The organism is Kitasatospora sp. NPDC089797, assembly GCF_040684795.1.
In the GTDB taxonomy this organism is placed as follows: Bacteria; Actinomycetota; Actinomycetes; order Streptomycetales; family Streptomycetaceae; genus Kitasatospora.
The window spans coordinates 157,114-173,118 of record NZ_JBFBGS010000015.1; the positions used below are offsets into that span (position 1 = coordinate 157,114).

Sequence of the window (16,005 nt, forward strand, 5' to 3'; positions counted from 1 at the left end):
AGCACACTCCGGTGGCTGGCTGGGAGGGGCCGGCCCGGCCGGGAGTTCGGCCGGACCGGTGGTGCCGTGCGGTGCGAGGGGTGGAGCGGGGCTGGGCTGAGCGGGGCCTACTGGAGGCCGGCGGCCTGCTTGACCTGGGCGGTGAACTGCTCCGGAGTCGCCGCGGAGTTGCCCGCGAACACGTTGATCGTCTTGCCGTCCACCTTGACCGTCGGAGTGCCGGTCACCTGGCTGTTGTTGAACGCGTCGGCCACCTTCGCCGCCCACGGCGCGTACGTCCGGTCGGTGACCGCCTTCACGAAGGCGTCCGTCTTCAGCCCGGGCACCTGGCCGGCCAGGTCCAGCAGGTGGTTGACGTCACCGAAGTCGTCGCTGCGCTCGTCCGGCTGGTTGGCGTACAGCACGTCGTGGAAGGCCTTGAACTTGTCCACGCCCTCGTTCAGCGCGGCGCCGGCCGCGGCCAGCGCGGTGCGCGAGCCCTTGCCGCCCAGGTTCTTGTCCAGGAAGGCGGCCAGGTGGAACTCCACCTTGATCTGGCCGTCCTGGGTCAGCGCCTTGACGGTCTGGCCGTTCGCCGCCTCGAAGTGCTTGCAGACCGGGCAGCGGAAGTCCTCGTAGATCTCCATGGTGTGCGGGGCGTCCGCCTTGCCGTAGGTGATCACCGTGCCGTCCGGGCCGGAGGCGTTCGCCGGGACGACCAGCGGGGCGTTCGAGGCCGCGGCGGAGGACTTGTCGTCCTTGCCCGAAGCCGAGTTGATCGCGATCGCGACACCGCCCCCGAGGGCGAGCACGACGACGGCCGACACCGTGACGACGATCCGCTGACGGCGCTTGGCGGCCTGCTCCTCGCGGCGCTGTGCCTCCTGGATCCGCTCGCGGGCGCTGATGCGCTTGGCCTCGCGCTTGCTGGGCTGGTTCTGAGCCATGGGAAGTCAACTCCTGTACGCGGCGCGCGGGTGCGCGCGGGTGGCCGCACGGGGTGCGGCGGGGGTGGGTTTACGCGGGAGTTGTGCGCACTGCCTGCGGACGTGTGCGGACCGGGCTCGGGAGAGCCGGGGGCGCGGGACTTCAGCAGGCAGGCGCGAGGACCGGCGGACCACGCCGGGGAGCCGGGCTCAGCACCACGTCCTCGCGGCGCGGCCGCTCGTGGTCCGACACCGGCAGCGGCACCCGCAGCACCGGACGGACCGGCGCGGGGACCAGCAGGAGGAGCAGTGCCCGCAGCGGGCGGGCCACCGACTGGCGCAGCGCGCACAGCGCCCGGGCCAGGCCCGACAGCGCCGCGTCGCCCAGCCGCAGCCAGGCCGAGGCCGCCAGGGCGATCACCAGGTGCACGAAGAGCAGCATCAGCTGGGTCGTGGCGGGCGCCAACTGCCCGGCGTGGCCGAGCGGGCCGCCCAGCAGCGAGCCGTCCACCGAGCCGCCGCCGCAGACCAGCAGGTTCACCCCGCGCGCGGAGACGTGCTCGGACAGCACCGGCCCACAGCCGGTCTGGCCCAGGTTGAACGTGGTGTTCAGCAGCAGCTCGACCGGCACCATCACGCCGGAGATCTGCAGCATCCGCCGCTCCCCGCCGGCCAGTACGGCCGCGACCAGGAACACGACGACGCTCGCCGTGGCCACCAGCGACAGCGGCAGCGGGCGACCGGTGATGACGACCTGGCCCAACGCGGCCATCGGCACGGCGAGCGCGGTGAACACCGCGGCCCGCAGGGCCCTGGTCGTGTGGGTGGAGGTCAGCACGCTCCGGAGTATGCCATGCCCCTTACGCCGGGCACGAGGGCGCGTACCGGACTCCCTCCGGGTGATGACCCCTCAACCGGTCGCGGGGTCGACAGCCGCCGCCGCGCGACTAGCCTGGAAGGCACTCCCGCTGACCCCGACGAGGGGGTGGACGCTCATGGCGCGGCCCGACACCACGGTCGGACAGGTCCTGCTCGACCGCATCGAGGCCCAGGCGGTCGTGCTGGCCGGGCTGGACGACGCCGTCCGGGCGGACGAGCCCGACGCCGTGCACCGGATGCGGGTCGCCTGCCGGCGGCTGCGCAGCGCCCTGCGGACCTTCCGCCGGCTGCTCGCCCCCGGCGCCACCGACGCCCTGGTCGCCGACCTGCGCTGGCTCGGCGCCGCGCTGGGCCGGGCCCGGGACCGCGAGGTGCTCGCCGAACGGCTGGCCGCCCGGGCCCGCGCGCTGCCGGCCGGGTTCGGGCCGGAGCGGGTCGCGGGCGTGCTGGCGCAGTGGGGCGAGGCGGAGTCCCGCCGGGTGCGGCCCGAGGTGGTGGCCGCCCTCGACAGCCCCCGCCGGCGCTCCCTCACCGCCGGACTGACCGCCCTGCTGGCCGACCCGCCGCTGCGCCCGCGCGCCGCCCGGGCCGCCGCACCCGAGCTGTCCCGGATCGCGGCCCGGGAACAGCACCGTACGGCGGACCGGGTGCGCACCGCCCTCGCCGCCGGGCCCACGGAGCGCGACACGGCTCTGCACGAGGCCCGCAAGGCGGCCAAGCGCGCCCGCTACGCCGGAGAGGCGGCGGCGCCCGCGGTGGGGAGGGCGGCGGAACGTTTCGCCGAGCGGATGAAGGATGTCCAGGAGGTGCTGGGCGAGCACCAGGACGCGGTGGTCGCCGCCGCGGCCCTGGCCGGACAGGCCGCCGAGGACGGCGAGCCGTTCGCCTACGGGGTGCTCTGGGCGGGGCAGCTGGCGGCGGCCGAGGCGGCCCGGCGACGGCTGCCGGAGGTGTGGGCGGGGGCGTCGGGGCGGAAGCTGGCGCGGTTCTAGGCACGGCCGCCGGGCGGCGGTGGCGCGGCGACCCGGCGGTTCGACCGGGCGCGCCACCCGATCACCGGCCGGCCGGCGCGCCCGGTTCGGGGTGGGGCTCGGGCTCGGGCCTGGGGTCGAGCCCGGCCGAGCGTGCCGCCTCGCGCAGCAGGCCGCGGAGCATCGGGGTGGTCAGCCGGCCGGTGTTCGTGTTGCGCGGGCTCACGTGGTAGCAGCCGTAGAGGCGCAGGTCGGGGCCGCCGTCGCGGGCCGGGAGGGTGACCCGGGCGGCGTGGCCGAAGGCCGGGCGGGGGCGCGGGACGCTCCAGCCGGCGTCGGCGATCACCGGGAGCATCGCCTGCCAGGCGAAGCCGCCGAGTGCGACGACGGTCCGTACGGTCGGCCGCAGCAACTGGAGCTCGCGGGTGATCCAGGGGCGGCAGGTGTCGCGCTCGGCGGTGCTGGGCTTGTTGTCGGGCGGGGCGCAGCGGACCGGGTCGGTGATCCGGACGCCGTACAGCTCCAGGCCGTCGCCGTGCCGGACGGACTCGGCGCGGTTGGTGAGCCCGAGGTCGTGGAGGGCGGCGTAGAGGAGGTCGCCGGAGGGGTCGCCGGTGAAGATCCGGCCGGTGCGGTTGGCGCCGTGGGCGGCGGGGGCCAGGCCGACCAGGACGAGCGGGGCGTCGGGCGGTCCGAAGCCGGGGATCGGGCGGGCCCAGTAGTCCCAGTCCTGGTAGGCGCGGCGCTTGGTGCGGGCGGTCTCCTCGCGCCAGGCGACCAGGCGGGGGCAGGCCTGGCAGTGGGTGACGACGCGGTCGAGGGCGGTGAGCCCGGCGGCGCGGGCCGCGGCCTCCGCGGGGTGCCGGGGGTGACCGGGGTCGTCGGCGGGGGCCAGCTGCATGGCCCCGATCCTAGGGCGTCTCCGGCGTCCGACCCGCCGGATTCCGGGCAGGCGTAGCGTTGAAGGAGTTGCTCCGGTGGCCCCCGGCCCGGCCGGGCCGGCGGCGGCCGGACCTGCCGGTGTGCGCGGAGGCCGCGAGGAGGCCGCGATGATCGTCGATGCGGTGCTGGGGGCGCTCGGGGGGCTGGCCGGGCTGGGGGCGCTCTGGGCGGGGCTGAGCATCCGGGTGGTGCAGCAGTTCCAGAAGGGCGTGGTGTTCCGTTTCGGGAAGGTGCGCCGGGAGGTCCGGGAGCCGGGGCTGGTCGCGCTGATGCCGATCGCGGACCGGATGCGCCGGGTGAACGTGCAGATCGTGACGATGCCGATCCCGGCCCAGGAGGGCATCACCCGCGACAACGTGACCGTGCGGGTGGACGCGGTGGTCTACTACCGGGTCGAGGACCCGGTGAAGGCGACCGTCAACGTGCAGGACTACAACTTCGCGATCTCCCAGGTCGCGCAGACCTCGCTGCGCTCGATCATCGGCAAGAGCGAGCTGGACGACCTGCTGGCCAACCGCGAACCGATCAACCAGGGGCTGGAGTTGATGATCGACAGCCCGGCGCTGGGCTGGGGCATCCAGATCGACCGGGTGGAGATCAAGGACGTCGCCCTGCCGGAGTCGATGAAGCGCTCGATCGCGCGGCAGGCGGAGGCCGAGCGGGAGCGGCGGGCGCGGATCATCACGGCGGACGGCGAGTACCAGGCCTCGGAGCGGCTGTCGGAGGCCGCCGCGGTGATGAGCGCGACCCCGGCGGCGCTGCAACTCCGTTTGCTGCAGACCGTGGTGGAGGTGGCGGCGGAGAAGAACTCGACGTTGGTGCTGCCGTTCCCGGTGGAGCTGCTGCGGTTCCTGGACAGCGCCACCGAGTCCCAGCAGCGGGACCTGCTAGCGGCCGCCGCGGTGGCCGCGGCCGCGAAGTCGGCGGAGCAGGCGGTGGAGCGCGGCGAGGTGCCCGACCACGAGGTCGCCCGGGAGGTCCCCAAGCACGAACTCCCTCCGCTGGACGATGTGTTGACCAGGTCGCCACTGGAAGGCGCGGAGCGCGGGGGCGAGTCGGCGGCGCCGGACGGAGAGCCGGGGGCGGCGGAGCGCGGCGGGCCCGCGGAGGTGGCCTGAGCGGTGCCCGGTGGCGTCGGCCACCGGGCCGGACCAGGATGGACGAGGGGGCGGAAAGCCAGGTCAGGAGGCGGATCATGACCAGAGCCGGCGACATCATGCACCCCGGGGCGGAGTGCGTCCGCGAGCACGAGACGCTCGCCGCCGCCGCCCGGATCATGCGGGAACGGGACGTGGGCGCGCTGCCCATCTGCGGGGAGAAGGACAGGCTGCTGGGAATCGTGACCGACCGTGACATCGTGCTGCGCTGCGTCGCCGAGGGCCGCGATCCGGACACGGTGACGGCGGGCGAACTGGCCCAGGGCCGGCCGATGACGGTCGAGGTGGACGAGGACTGCGAGCAGGTGCTACGGGTCATGGAGCAGTACCAGGTCCGCCGCCTGCCGGTGATCAACCACCCGGAGCACAAGCTGGTCGGCATGATCAGCGAGGCCGACATCGCGCGCGGGATGCCGCAGTCCCGGGTCGCGGAGTTCGTGTCGGCGGTCTGTGCGGAGGAGGCGCCGAAGAAGGAGGCCCTGCGGGGCTGAGCCGGTCTGCCGAACCCTCGCGCGGTAACTTTGGTTGTCGAATCGGATATCGGTAACTATGGTTGTCGTCATGACTGCCGTGGAGATCACCCCCGAGGAGCGGGCCCGACTGGCCGAGGCCCTCCTCGGCGCACTCGACCCGCTCGCCGTCGCCGTACGGTCCCGGGCGACCGGGCTGCCCGAGGGGCGGATGTGGCACGGTGAGCCGGCCGAGGTCGCGCTCTCCGTGCTGTCCGCCTGGAAGCTGCTGGACGCCGAGGTCCGGCGGCTCACCGCCGTCGCGGCCGCCACCGCCGGCTCCTACGGCGCCAGCTACGAACAGCTGGGCGCCGCCTGGGGCATCACCCGGCAGGGCGCCCGGAAGAAGTGGCCGGAGGCCGTCGGTCGCCCGGCGGCCCGGCCGGGTTCGCTCGAACTGTTCGGCGGTAGCGCCGAGTTGGTCCAGGACGAGGCGGCCGGCGGCTGGTGCTGGACGGCCGTCGGCGCCGACGGCAGCACCGGCGAGGCGGCCGCCGGTCACCCGACCCGCGAGGAGGCCGCAGCGCACGCCGGGGCCTTCCTCGCGGGGCACGCCTAGGCCCTGTCCGGCAGCTCCCGGGCGATCAGCTCCGCCAGGTGCAAAGCGCGTCGGCCGTCGGCGAGTTGGGCGATCTGGGTGCGGCAGCTGAAGCCGTCCGCCAGGACCACGGTGTCCGGTCCGGCGGCCCGGACCTCGGGGAGCAGCACCCGTTCGGCGATCGCCTCGGACACTTCGAAGTGCCCCTTCTCGAAGCCGAAGTTGCCCGCCAGTCCGCAGCAGCCGGAGTCCAGTACCCGGTTGTGCAGGCCCAGGCGCGCCTCGACCCGGCGGTCCGCGGCGCTGCCGAGGACGGCGTGCTGGTGGCAGTGGGTCTGGGTGACGGCGTCCCGCCCGATCCGGGGGAGCGGGGCGTCCGGGGCGTACTCGTCGATGAACTCGGCGAAGGTGCGGGTCCGTTCGGCGAGCGGGCGGCCGTCCGGGCCGAGCAGTCGGGGCAGGTCCTCGCGCAGGGTGGCGGTGCAGCTGGGGTCCAGGCCGACCACGGGGGTGTCGGCCGGCAGCCCGGTGGCCGCCAGGGCGCCCAGGCTGCGGCGCAAGACCTTGCGGGCGGCGCCGAGTTGGCCGGTGGAGTACCAGGTGAGCCCGCAGCACACCGGTCCGTCCGGCAGCCGGACGTCGAAGCCCAGGTGCTCCAGGACCTCGACGGCCGAGCGCAGCACGTCCGGCTGGAGGTGGTTCGAGAAGGTGTCCGGCCACAGCAGTACCGGCCGGGCGCCCGCCGGGACCGGGCGCTCCCGCCGCCGGTACCAGCGGGTGAAGGTCTCGGGCGGGAAGACCGGCAGCACCCGGCGCCGGTCGATCCCGCCGAGCCGCTTGAGCAGGGCGCCGGCCGGCGAGCGGACCAGGGAGTTGGCCGCGCCGGGCGCCCGCGCGACGGCCCGCAGCCAGAGCGGCAGCCGGCCCATCGAGTAGTGCGCGAGCGGGCGCGGCCGGTGCCGGTAGTGCTGGTACAGGAACTCGGTCCGGTAGGTCGCCATGTCGACGTGCACCGGGCAGTCGCTCGCGCAGCCCTTGCAGCCCAGGCAGAGGTCCAGGGCCTCCCGCACCTCCGCCGAGCGCCAGCCGTCCGGGACGGCTCCCCCGGCCTGGCCGGGAGCCGCCGCCAGGCCGCGCAGCATCTCGGCGAGCAGCCGGGCCCGGCCGCGGGTGGAGTGCCGCTCCTCGCCGGTGGCCATGTAGCTGGGGCACATCACCCCGGTGGTCGGGTCCACGCACTTGGCGACGCCCACGCAGCGGTGCACCGCCCTGGTCAGGCTGCCGCCGTCCTGCTCGTACGGCAGCGCCAGCGGCAGCTCGCGGCGCGGGGCGGTGACGAAGCGGAGGTCGGCGTCGAGCGGGCGGGGGTCCACCACCGCGCCCGGGTTGAGCAGGTTCCCGGGATCCCAGATCCGCTTGAACTCGCCGAACAGGCCGATCACTTCGGGCGGGTACATGCGCGGCAGCAGTTCGCCGCGGGCCTGCCCGTCGCCGTGCTCGCCGGAGAGCGAACCGCCGTACGAGACCACCAGGTCGGCCGCCTGCTCCAGGAACTCCCGGAAGACCAGGACTCCTTGGGGCTCGCCGAGCGGGAAGTCGATCCGCAGGTGGACGCAGCCGTCGCCGAAGTGCCCGTACGGCACGCCGCGCAGGCCGTTGCGGCGCAGCAGGGCACGCAGGTCCCGCAGGTAGTCGCCGAGCCGCTCGGGCGGGACGGCGGAGTCCTCCCAGCCGGGCCAGGCCTCGCCGCCTCCCGGCAGCCGGGTGACGATCCCGGCGCCGGCCTCCCGGACGGCCCACAGCTGCCGCTGCTCGACCGGGTCGGTGACCAGGGAGACGGCGGCGGAGCGTTCCCGGCGCACCGCGTCGGCGAGTCGGCGGGCCGTCTGGTAGGCCTCCAGGGCGGTGGCGCCGCCGGTCTCCAGGAACAGCCAGCACTCGCCCGCGGGCAGCCGGTCCAGGGCGGGCGGGCGCGGGCCGGCGGCGAGCAGGGCGGCGATCAGGTCGGCGGCCATGCCCTCGGCGGTCAGCGGGCCGTACTCCAGCAGGGCGGGGACGGCGTCGGCGGCGGCGCCCTCGTCGGGGTAGCCGGCGACCACCAGGGCGCGGGCGGGCGGGTCCTCGACGAGCCGGATGGTGGCGCCGAGCAGCAGTGCGCAGCTGCCCTCGGTGCCGGTCAGCGCCCGGGCCAGGTCGTGGCCGTGCTCGGGCAGGAGCGCGTCCAGCGGGTAGCCGGAGGTGCGGCGGGGCAGCCGGGGCAGGCCCTGCCGGATGGTGGCCAGGTTGCGGTCGGTGAACTCCTGGAGCCGGGTGTGCAGTTGGCCGACCCGCCCGGGCAGCGCGCGGAGCGCGGCCCGGTCGTCCGGGGTGAGCCGGCCGCCGACGGTGAGTTCGGTGCCGTCCGAGAGCAGCAGTTCCAGCCGTTCGACGTTGTCGGCGGTGCGGCCCCAGGCGAGCGAGTGGGAGCCGCAGGAGTCGTTGCCGATCATGCCGCCCAGGGTGCAGCGGCTGTGCGTGGACGGGTCGGGTCCGAAGCGCAGCCCGTACGGCCGGGCGGCGCGCTGGAGGTCGTCCAGCACGGTGCCGGGCTGGACGCGGGCGGTGCGGGCCGCGGGGTCGATCTCCAGCACCGAGCCGAGGTGGCGGCGGAAGTCCAGCACCACCGCGCCCGGGCCGATCGCCTGCCCGCCGATGCTGGTGCCGGCGCCGCGGGCCACCACCGGCACCCGGTACCCGCGGCACAGCGCCAGCGCGGTGCGCACGTCGTCCAGGTCGGCGGGCTTGACCACCCCGAGCGGCAACTGCCGGTAGTTGGAGGCGTCGTGGCCGTAGACCGTGCGCTCGGCGGCGCCGAAGCGCACCTCCCCGCGCAGCACGGCGGCCAGCTCACGGGCCAGTTCGGCCCCGGGCGCGGCGGACGGACGGCTCACCAGGGCCTCCCAGGAAGTGGACTCCGCCGATGATCGCAGCCCCGCCCGCGTCCGGGAACGGGCACGGCGCCCGGCTCACCCGGCTGGGGGCTACTTCCGGCCGGTGAGGGTGCCGCGCGCGATGTGGGAGAGCTTGGCGACCTCGAAGGCCGGGTAGGCGCCGCCGGCCAGCAGGGAGAACTTGATGCCCTCGCGGCCGCCGGGCCTGCGGTGGCCGGGCGGCAGGAAGCGCCGGTGGTGCTCGGCGGCGCGGTGGAAGAACTGGGGGCGTTCGGCGCGGGTGACGCAGCCGGCGAGGTCGAAGACGAAGAGGTAGTGCCGGATCATCCGGACGAACAGGGCGTCCCGGACCGCGTACAGGTGGGGCTGGTCCTCCAGCAGGGCGAAGCTGCGCTCGTACTGGTCGAAGAGGTCGAAGACGCTGCTGCCCGGGCCGCCGGCGGGGTGGACGGTCTCCCGGCGGCGCAGCTGGACGCACTCGCGGGGCAGGACGGCGGCCTTGCGGGCGCCGAGCAGCGCGGCGTGCACGACCGGGATCTCCTCGTAGCGGCCGTCGGGGAAGGCCAGCGCGAGCTCCTCCCAGTGGCCGCGGCGGATCAGCCGGTCCCAGACCAGCGGGGGCGCGCCGAGGAGTTCGGGCCGGTCGAAGGGGGCGAACGGCTCGGGGCCGGCCTCGGCGAGCAGGGCCTCGGCGCCGCCCGGCCAGTCCCGGCCGTTGTGGCGGCGGGAGTGGCCGAACAGCAGCACGTCGACCGGGCCGGTCTCCCGGAGCCGGTCGGCGAGCGTCCGGAGGGCGTCCGGGGGGAGCAGGTGGTCGGCGTCGAGGAACAGCAGGTGCTCGCCGGAGGCCCGCGCCGCACCCGCGTTCCGGCTCACCCCGACCCCGACGGCCGCGTTCAGGCGCAGCACCGACACCCGGGGGTGCCGTGCGGCGTAGGTGTCGGCGAGCTCTCCCGCGGTCTCGGGGGAGCGGTCGGCGACCACGATGACCTCGACGTCCGTCAGGGACTGGGCGAGCAGCGAGTCCAGGCAGTCGGCGAGCTGTCCGTGCTGGTCGTAGGCGGGGAGCACGACGCTGATCAGGGGTGAGGGCATGACGCCGGAGCGTAAGAGGGAGCGCGAAAGGTGGCAAAGCGCTGACCGTACGTATTTCCGAGCAATTAGCAGCAAATCGTACGAGCGTGCGCCATATCTTCACTCCGCCTGCTGGGCGTGCACACGCCGACCGGGACGTGCGCCGGGCCCGTGACGCGGAGTGCGTCACGGGCCCGGGGCGGGTGCGGGGGAGGCCGGAGCCGGGTCGGCTCAGTACCAGTGGTGGGACTGCCAGAACGCCCAGGCGCCGCAGGGGCTGCCGTAGCGGGAGTTCATGTAGTCCAGGCCCCACTTGATCTGGGTGGCCGGGTTGGTCTTCCAGTCCGAGCCGGCGGAGGCCATCTTGGAGCCGGGCAGCGCCTGGACCAGGCCGTAGGCGCCGGAGGAGGCGTTGACGGCCAGCGGGTTCCAGCTGCTCTCGCGGGCCACGATGTTGCTGAAGCACTGCAGCTGGCCGGCCGGCACGATCTGCGCGGCGATCTGCTGCGGGGTGCCGGTGGGGGCGGCGGCGAGGGCCTGGCGCTGCTGGGAGCGGGAGGCGGCGGCGTCGGCCTGGGCCTTGGCGTCCGCCTGGGCCTTCGCCTCGGCCTGCGCCTTCGCCTGGGCGTCGGCCTGGGCGGCGGCGTCCGCCTCGGCCTTGGCCTGGGCGTCCTGGGCGTCCCGGGCGGCCTGCTCGGCGGCGGCAGCGCTGTCGGCCTGCACCTGGTCCGCCACCGGCTTGTCGTCCACGGTGACGGCGGCCACCGGGGCGGCGGCCTCGGCGGAGGTCGCGGCCTGCGGGATGGCGAGTGCGGCGGTGGCGGCGCTCGCGACCACGAGGGTGGCGACGCCGGTGATCAGGGAGTTGCGGCGGGCATGGCTGAGCTGCATGGAGCGGTCGATCCTCTTCCGTCGGGGCCGTGCCGGGGGTACCGGGCGCGGGGCATCGCACGGGCTCCGGGTGAGCGGGGCCCGCGCGGCCGTCCGGGACGGCGGTGGCGCCCCGGCCGGGGGCGGCGGGGCGGGCGGGCTGCGCACGGCGGACGGGACCGGCCGGCGCTGCCTGGCGACGGGCCATTCTTGGCAGGGCCGGGGACCGCTGGCAAAGGCGCTCGCTACTACCCCGGGTAGTGGCTCCGGGGGGTTCACGGCCGGGTCGGCCGATGACTTTGGTGGCGTTTGTCCGCTTTTGCCATCCGCGGGTCACGGGTCGGCCGCACCGGCGGACGATGGGGCCGGGAGGCTCGACGGCCTGGGTTCTTCAGGGCGGGCCCGGTGTCGGGTCCGGTGGCCGGGTGGCGGCGGCGGGCGCCGCGGTGCGGGGTCGCCGGCCCTGACAACTATCCGGGGCAGTAGAAGCGAAACCCCCTGTGGGCGGGCTCACACGCCGGCGGTGCCGAGGTCGACGCAGCGTGACGATCCGGTGGCGGCCCGGCGGCGGCCGGGAACGGCACCGGGCCCGGGAGCCTCCGCAACGGCTCCCGGGCCCGGTGTTCCGGCGCGGTTCGGACGGGTCAGGAGCCCGCCGTCACCGCCGCCCGCCGCCGTCGGCCCACCACGGCCGAGGCGCCGAGCACGATCGCCGCGGCGACCAGCGACAGGTACATCTGCTTGCGGCCGTCGGCGTCGGTGAACATGTACACCACGACGAAGCCGATCATGCCGATGGCCACCCAGGTGAGATAGGGGTACAGCCACATCCGGACGGTGTGCCGCTCGGGCATCTCCCGCTCGATGATCTTGCGCATCCGCAGCTGGGTGGCGCAGATGACCAGCCAGACGAAGAGCGCGATCGCACCGGAGGAGTTCAGCAGGAAGGCGAACACGGTGTCCGGCGAGGTGTAGTTGAAGAAGACGGCGACGAAGCCGAAGACCACCGAGGAGAGGATGGCCACCCGCGGCACGCCGCGGCTGGTCACGGTCGCGAAGGCCTTCGGGGCGTCGCCGCGCTGGCCGAGCGAGAAGGCCATCCGGGAGGCGGTGTACATCCCGGAGTTGAGGCAGGAGAGTACCGCCGTCAGCACGATCACGTCCATCACCTGGCCGGCGTGCGGGATGCCCACGTGGTCCAGCACCGCCACGTACGGGCTGGCCTTGACGTCCGCGGAGTCCCACGGCAGCAGGGTGACCACCAGCAGGATCGAGCCCAGGTAGAAGATCCCGATCCGCCAGATCACGCTGTTGGTGGCCTTGCTGACCGCCTTCTCCGGGTCCTCCGACTCGCCGGCCGCCAGGGTGACGATCTCGCTGCCCATGAAGGCGAAGACCACCGTGAGCATCCCGGTGAACACCGCGCCCACGCCGTGCGGCAGGAAGCCGCCGTGGCCGGTCAGGTTGCTGGCGCCGACCGCGTGGGTGCCCGGCAGCAGGCCGAACGCGGCCAGGGTGCCGATCACCAGGAAGGCCGCGATCGCGACCACCTTGATCCCGGCGAACCAGAACTCGAACTCGCCGTAGGAGGCGACCGAGAACAGGTTGGTGGCGGTCAGCACCCCCATCACGATCAGCGCCCAGCCCCACTGGGGCACGCCCGGCACCCAGTTGTTGAGGATCTTGGCCCCGGCGGTCGCCTCGACCGCGAGCACCACGACCCAGAAGAACCAGTACAGCCAGCCGATGGTGAACCCGGCCCAGCGGCCCAGCGCGCGGTCCGCGTACGCCGAGAAGGAGCCGCTCTGCGGGTCGGCCGCCGCCATCTCGCCGAGCATCCGCATCACCAGCACCACCAGCACGCCGGCCAGGGTGTAGGAGAGCAGGATGCCGGGGCCGGTGGTCGCGATGCCCGCGCCGGAGCCGACGAACAGGCCGGCGCCGATCACCCCGCCGATGGCGATCATCGACAGGTGGCGGTTCTTGAGCCCGGCCTTCAGGTGGCCGTCGCCACCGTGTCCGACCGGGCCGAGCTGGTGGGGGACCCGGGTGGAGTCCGCCGCCTGCTTGGTGGTGTCCGCACTCATGGAGGGTGTCCTCTGCTTTCCAGCGCGGCATCGCCCCCGGCTCGTCGCGCCGGAGGGTGGGGGACAGACCCGCGCATTGCGGTGCAACCTAACTTCTCCGCTCGGGTATCGGAACAGGCCCTCCGTAACTGTTCGCTCACCGGACGCAAAAGCCCAGCTCAGGACGGGTGAAATGGTGGCGGAAAAGGCTCAAATCTGACGCACCGTCAGGCTGGCGGGAACCCGCCAGGCACCCCCGCGGCCGACCGGCCGCGGCCCGTCGGCCGCCCGGCGCCGGGCGCTGTGGCCGATCCCGGCGAACGCGCGCACAGTGGGAACCATGCAGACCACCTGGAAGGGGACGATCAGCTTCGGCCTGGTCAGCATCCCCGTCCACCTCTACTCCGCGACCCAGGAGCACGACGTCCCGCTGCACCAGGTGCACGCCAAGGACGGCGGACGGGTGCGGATGAAGCGGTACTGCGAGCGGGAGGAGAAGGAGGTCCCGTACGCGGAGATCGCCAAGGGCTACGAGTCCCCCGACGGCCGCACGGTCACGCTCAGCGACGAGGACCTGGCGGACCTGCCGCTGCCCAGCAAGAAGATCATCGACGTGCTGGCCTTCGTGGACGCGGCCGAGATCGACCCGCTGATGTTCTCCAAGGCCTACTACGTGGGCGTCGCCGACAAGGCGGCCGCCAAGCCGTACGCCCTGCTGCGCGACGCGCTGGTGGAGTCCGGGCGGATCGCCGTCACCAAGATCGCGCTGCGCACCCGGGAGTCGCCCGCCGTGCTGCGGGTGCACGACGGGGTCCTGGTGCTCCAGACCTGCATCTGGCCCGACGAGGTCCGCCCGGCGGCCGGGATCGCGCCCGAGGAGGACGTCACGGTGCGGCCGCAGGAGCTCCGGATGGCCCGCTCGCTGATGGACACCCTCTCCGAGGACTTCGACCTCTCCCAACTGCACGACGACTACCAGCAGGCGCTCCAACAGGTGATCACCGCCCGGCTGGAGGGCGTCGAACTCCCGCACGAGGAGGAGGCCGACGCGGCCCCGGACAACGTGATCGACCTGATGGAGGCGCTGCGCAGCAGCCTCAAGCAGGCCAAGGGCGGGCGGGCGCCGGCCGCCGGGGCGCCGGCGGCGGAGGACGGCGAGCCCGCTCCGCGCAAGCGCGCCGCGACGAAGAAGGCCCCCGCCGCGACGAAGAAGGCCCCCGCCGCGACCAAGAAGGCCCCCGCCGCGGCGGCCGGGAAGGCCGCCCCCGCGAAGAAGACCAGCACCCGTAAGTCCACGGCCCCGCGCAAGGCCTCCTGACCGCGCGGGCCGGGGAGTCCAGCCCCCGACGACCGCAGGAGATCCCGATGGACCTGCTCACCTACAAGGAGCTCGACAACGGCCCCGACGCCCCGAAGAACCCCGGCTGGGGCTACCGGGCCTGGCACTGGCTGCTCAGCCTCAGCCCCACCGTGGTGACCTTCATGGTCGCGCTCTCGATCGGCCTGCTGATGGTCGAGGTCCAGACGGAGTGGGACCCGATGATCGGGCTGATGGCCTTCTTCTGGCTGCTGACCTTCATCGCGCTGGTCGGTGTGGTCGCCCGCTGGGCGACGCCCGGCCGGGGAAAGCACCGGATGGCGTCCCCCTCCTGACGGCCGGCCGGGCGCGCACGGCTCCGGGCGGGCTCAGCCGATCCACACCGTGGTGACGTTGCAGAACTCCCGGATCCCCTGCCCGGAGAGCTCCCGCCCGAAGCCCGAGCGCTTGACCCCGCCGAAGGGCAGCGCCGGGTGGGAGGCGGTCATGCCGTTGAAGAACACCCCGCCGGCCTGGATGTCCCGGACGAACCGCTCCTGCTCGTCCTGGTCGGTCGTCCAGACGTTGGAGCTGAGCCCGAACGGGGTGTCGTTGGCGAGCGCCACCGCCTCGTCCAGGTCGGCGACCCGGTAGACGGTGGCGACCGGGCCGAAGGTCTCCTCCTGGTGGATCCGCATCGCCGGGGTGATGCCGGTCAGCACGGTCGGCTCGTAGAAGTAGCCGGTGTCCCAGCCCATCGGGCGGTTGCCGCCGCACTCCACCCGGGCGCCGTGGGCGCGGGCGTCCTCCACCAGTTCCTCCAGGTCGTCCCGGCCCTGGCGACTGGCCAGCGGGCCGACGTCGGTGCCCTCGTCCATCGGGTCGCCGATCCGCAGGGCGCGCATCGCCTCGGTGAAGCCGGCGGTGAAGCGGTCGTAGACGTCGGTGTGCACGATGAAGCGCTTGGCGGCGATGCAGGACTGGCCGTTGTTCTGCACCCGGGCCCGGACGGCGGTGGCCACCGCGGCCGCCAGGTCGGCGCTCGGCAGGACCACGAACGGGTCGCTGCCGCCCAGTTCCAGCACCGCCTTCTTCACCTCGTCGGCGGCGGCCGCCGCGACCGCCCGCCCGGCCGGCTCGCTGCCGGTCAGGGTGACGGCGGCGACCCGGCGGTCCCGGACCACGCCCTCGACCGCGCCCGAGCCGATCAGCAGGGTCTGGAAGCAGCCCTCCGGGAACCCCGCCCGCTGGAACAGCTCCTCGATTGCGAGCGCGGTGCGCGGCACGTTGGAGGCGTGCTTGAGCAGGCCCGTGTTGCCCGCCATCAGGGCCGGTGCGGCGAACCGGATCACCTGCCAGAACGGGAAGTTCCACGGCATCACGGCGAGCACCGGTCCGAGCGGGCGGTAGCGGACGTACGCCCGGGCGGCCCCGCTGTCGGCCACGTCGGCCGGAGCGGGGTGCTCGTCGGCGAGCAGTGCCTCGGCGTGGTCGGCGTACCAGCGCATCGCCTTGGCGCACTTGGCGGCCTCGGCGCGGGCGGCGGCGAGCGGCTTGCCCATCTCCTCGGTCATCGTGCGGGCGACCGGCTCCTGCTCCCGGTCCAGCAGGTCGGCGGCCCGGTGCATCAGCTCGGCGCGGGCGGCGAAGGGGGTGCTGCGGTAGCCGTGGAAGGCGGCCTCGGCGCGGGCCAGCCGCCGCTCGATCCCGGCCGCGTCGAGCGGTTCGAAGGTCTGGACGGTCTCGCCGGTCGCGGGGTTGACGCTGGCGATGGGCATGCGGGGCTCCCAGGGAGGATTGCGGGGTCCGGTGCGTCTGCCCTCCCACCCTCCCCGACGCCCCGCCCCCGGGCGCACCACCGTCGCCC

General features: G+C 74.5%; 14 protein-coding genes. 6 read left to right on the forward strand and 8 right to left on the reverse strand.

Going from position 1 to position 16,005, the window contains the following annotated elements:
* Window positions 1-107: 107 nt before the first annotated feature.
* Both AB0O91_RS14545 and AB0O91_RS14550 read right to left on the reverse strand, forming a co-directional pair.
* Window positions 108-926, reverse strand: a complete 819-nt coding sequence (locus tag AB0O91_RS14545; RefSeq protein WP_363431957.1) for a thioredoxin domain-containing protein — start codon at window positions 924-926, stop codon at window positions 108-110.
* Between the two features lie 142 nt (window positions 927-1,068).
* A complete protein-coding gene (locus AB0O91_RS14550) occupies window positions 1,069-1,743 on the reverse strand; it encodes a hypothetical protein (RefSeq protein WP_363431960.1) in 675 nt (224 codons plus the stop codon).
* A gap of 157 nt (window positions 1,744-1,900) precedes the next feature.
* On the opposite strand from AB0O91_RS14550, the gene AB0O91_RS14555 reads away from it, so the two are divergent.
* Window positions 1,901-2,776 carry a CHAD domain-containing protein gene (locus AB0O91_RS14555; protein WP_363431963.1) on the forward strand — a complete coding sequence of 292 codons (876 nt, stop codon included), beginning with the start codon at window positions 1,901-1,903 and terminating at the stop codon, window positions 2,774-2,776.
* A gap of 61 nt (window positions 2,777-2,837) precedes the next feature.
* Here the strand turns inward: AB0O91_RS14555 and AB0O91_RS14560 are convergent, their stop codons facing one another.
* Entirely contained in the window at window positions 2,838-3,656 is an 819-nt protein-coding gene (locus AB0O91_RS14560) for a uracil-DNA glycosylase (protein WP_363431966.1), read from the reverse strand.
* 148 nt (window positions 3,657-3,804) lie between these two features.
* On the opposite strand from AB0O91_RS14560, the gene AB0O91_RS14565 reads away from it, so the two are divergent.
* The 3 genes from AB0O91_RS14565 (at window position 3,805) to AB0O91_RS14575 (ending at window position 5,922) form a co-directional block, all read left to right on the forward strand.
* Complete coding sequence (locus tag AB0O91_RS14565; protein WP_363431969.1) at window positions 3,805-4,815, forward strand: slipin family protein; 1,011 nt, start codon at window positions 3,805-3,807, stop codon at window positions 4,813-4,815.
* A 77-nt stretch (window positions 4,816-4,892) separates the two neighbouring features.
* On the forward strand, window positions 4,893-5,345 hold the full coding sequence (locus AB0O91_RS14570) for a CBS domain-containing protein (RefSeq protein ID WP_363431971.1): 453 nt from the start codon (window positions 4,893-4,895) through the stop codon (window positions 5,343-5,345).
* A 70-nt stretch (window positions 5,346-5,415) separates the two neighbouring features.
* The gene (locus tag AB0O91_RS14575; RefSeq protein ID WP_363431974.1) at window positions 5,416-5,922 is read left to right on the forward strand and encodes a hypothetical protein; all 507 of its coding nucleotides are present in this window, start codon (window positions 5,416-5,418) and stop codon (window positions 5,920-5,922) included.
* Here the strand turns inward: AB0O91_RS14575 and AB0O91_RS14580 are convergent.
* The 4 genes from AB0O91_RS14580 to AB0O91_RS14595 all read right to left on the reverse strand — a co-directional run bounded on the left by AB0O91_RS14580 (window position 5,919) and on the right by AB0O91_RS14595 (window position 12,862).
* Entirely contained in the window at window positions 5,919-8,831 is a 2,913-nt protein-coding gene (locus tag AB0O91_RS14580; RefSeq protein WP_363431976.1) for an FAD-binding and (Fe-S)-binding domain-containing protein, read from the reverse strand. The two genes, AB0O91_RS14575 and AB0O91_RS14580, sit on opposite strands and share 4 nt — an antisense overlap.
* Window positions 8,832-8,921: 90 nt before the next feature.
* Window positions 8,922-9,926, reverse strand: a complete 1,005-nt coding sequence (locus tag AB0O91_RS14585; protein ID WP_363431978.1) for a glycosyltransferase family 2 protein — start codon at window positions 9,924-9,926, stop codon at window positions 8,922-8,924.
* A 210-nt stretch (window positions 9,927-10,136) separates the two neighbouring features.
* On the reverse strand, window positions 10,137-10,796 hold the full coding sequence (locus AB0O91_RS14590) for a transglycosylase SLT domain-containing protein (protein WP_363431980.1): 660 nt from the start codon (window positions 10,794-10,796) through the stop codon (window positions 10,137-10,139).
* A gap of 623 nt (window positions 10,797-11,419) precedes the next feature.
* Window positions 11,420-12,862 (reverse strand): amino acid permease, encoded by a 1,443-nt coding sequence (locus AB0O91_RS14595; RefSeq protein ID WP_363431983.1) that lies wholly within the window; start codon window positions 12,860-12,862, stop codon window positions 11,420-11,422.
* A 319-nt stretch (window positions 12,863-13,181) separates the two neighbouring features.
* Between AB0O91_RS14595 and AB0O91_RS14600 the strand changes: the two genes are divergently transcribed.
* Window positions 13,182-14,159 (forward strand): Ku protein, encoded by a 978-nt coding sequence (locus tag AB0O91_RS14600; protein ID WP_363431985.1) that lies wholly within the window; start codon window positions 13,182-13,184, stop codon window positions 14,157-14,159.
* 47 nt (window positions 14,160-14,206) lie between these two features.
* Window positions 14,207-14,494 (forward strand): hypothetical protein, encoded by a 288-nt coding sequence (locus tag AB0O91_RS14605; RefSeq protein WP_363431988.1) that lies wholly within the window; start codon window positions 14,207-14,209, stop codon window positions 14,492-14,494.
* A 33-nt stretch (window positions 14,495-14,527) separates the two neighbouring features.
* Here AB0O91_RS14605 and AB0O91_RS14610 read toward each other — a convergent pair whose 3' ends face one another.
* Complete coding sequence (locus AB0O91_RS14610) at window positions 14,528-15,916, reverse strand: NADP-dependent succinic semialdehyde dehydrogenase (protein ID WP_363431990.1); 1,389 nt, start codon at window positions 15,914-15,916, stop codon at window positions 14,528-14,530.
* Window positions 15,917-16,005: the final 89 nt, after the last annotated feature.

Excerpts from the sequence above, each read along its gene's own strand:
- AB0O91_RS14545 (WP_363431957.1), bottom strand. The coding sequence starts at position 926 with ATGGCTCAGAACCAGCCCAGCAAGCGCGAGGCCAAGCGCATCAGCGCC.
- AB0O91_RS14555 (WP_363431963.1), top strand. The coding sequence starts at position 1,901 with ATGGCGCGGCCCGACACCACGGTCGGACAGGTCCTGCTCGACCGCATC.
- AB0O91_RS14560 (WP_363431966.1), bottom strand. The coding sequence starts at position 3,656 with ATGCAGCTGGCCCCCGCCGACGACCCCGGTCACCCCCGGCACCCCGCG.
- AB0O91_RS14565 (WP_363431969.1), top strand. The coding sequence starts at position 3,805 with ATGATCGTCGATGCGGTGCTGGGGGCGCTCGGGGGGCTGGCCGGGCTG.
- AB0O91_RS14570 (WP_363431971.1), top strand. The coding sequence starts at position 4,893 with ATGACCAGAGCCGGCGACATCATGCACCCCGGGGCGGAGTGCGTCCGC.
- AB0O91_RS14575 (WP_363431974.1), top strand. The coding sequence starts at position 5,416 with ATGACTGCCGTGGAGATCACCCCCGAGGAGCGGGCCCGACTGGCCGAG.
- AB0O91_RS14585 (WP_363431978.1), bottom strand. The coding sequence starts at position 9,926 with ATGCCCTCACCCCTGATCAGCGTCGTGCTCCCCGCCTACGACCAGCAC.
- AB0O91_RS14590 (WP_363431980.1), bottom strand. The coding sequence starts at position 10,796 with ATGCAGCTCAGCCATGCCCGCCGCAACTCCCTGATCACCGGCGTCGCC.
- AB0O91_RS14595 (WP_363431983.1), bottom strand. The coding sequence starts at position 12,862 with ATGAGTGCGGACACCACCAAGCAGGCGGCGGACTCCACCCGGGTCCCC.
- AB0O91_RS14600 (WP_363431985.1), top strand. The coding sequence starts at position 13,182 with ATGCAGACCACCTGGAAGGGGACGATCAGCTTCGGCCTGGTCAGCATC.
- AB0O91_RS14605 (WP_363431988.1), top strand. The coding sequence starts at position 14,207 with ATGGACCTGCTCACCTACAAGGAGCTCGACAACGGCCCCGACGCCCCG.
- AB0O91_RS14610 (WP_363431990.1), bottom strand. The coding sequence starts at position 15,916 with ATGCCCATCGCCAGCGTCAACCCCGCGACCGGCGAGACCGTCCAGACC.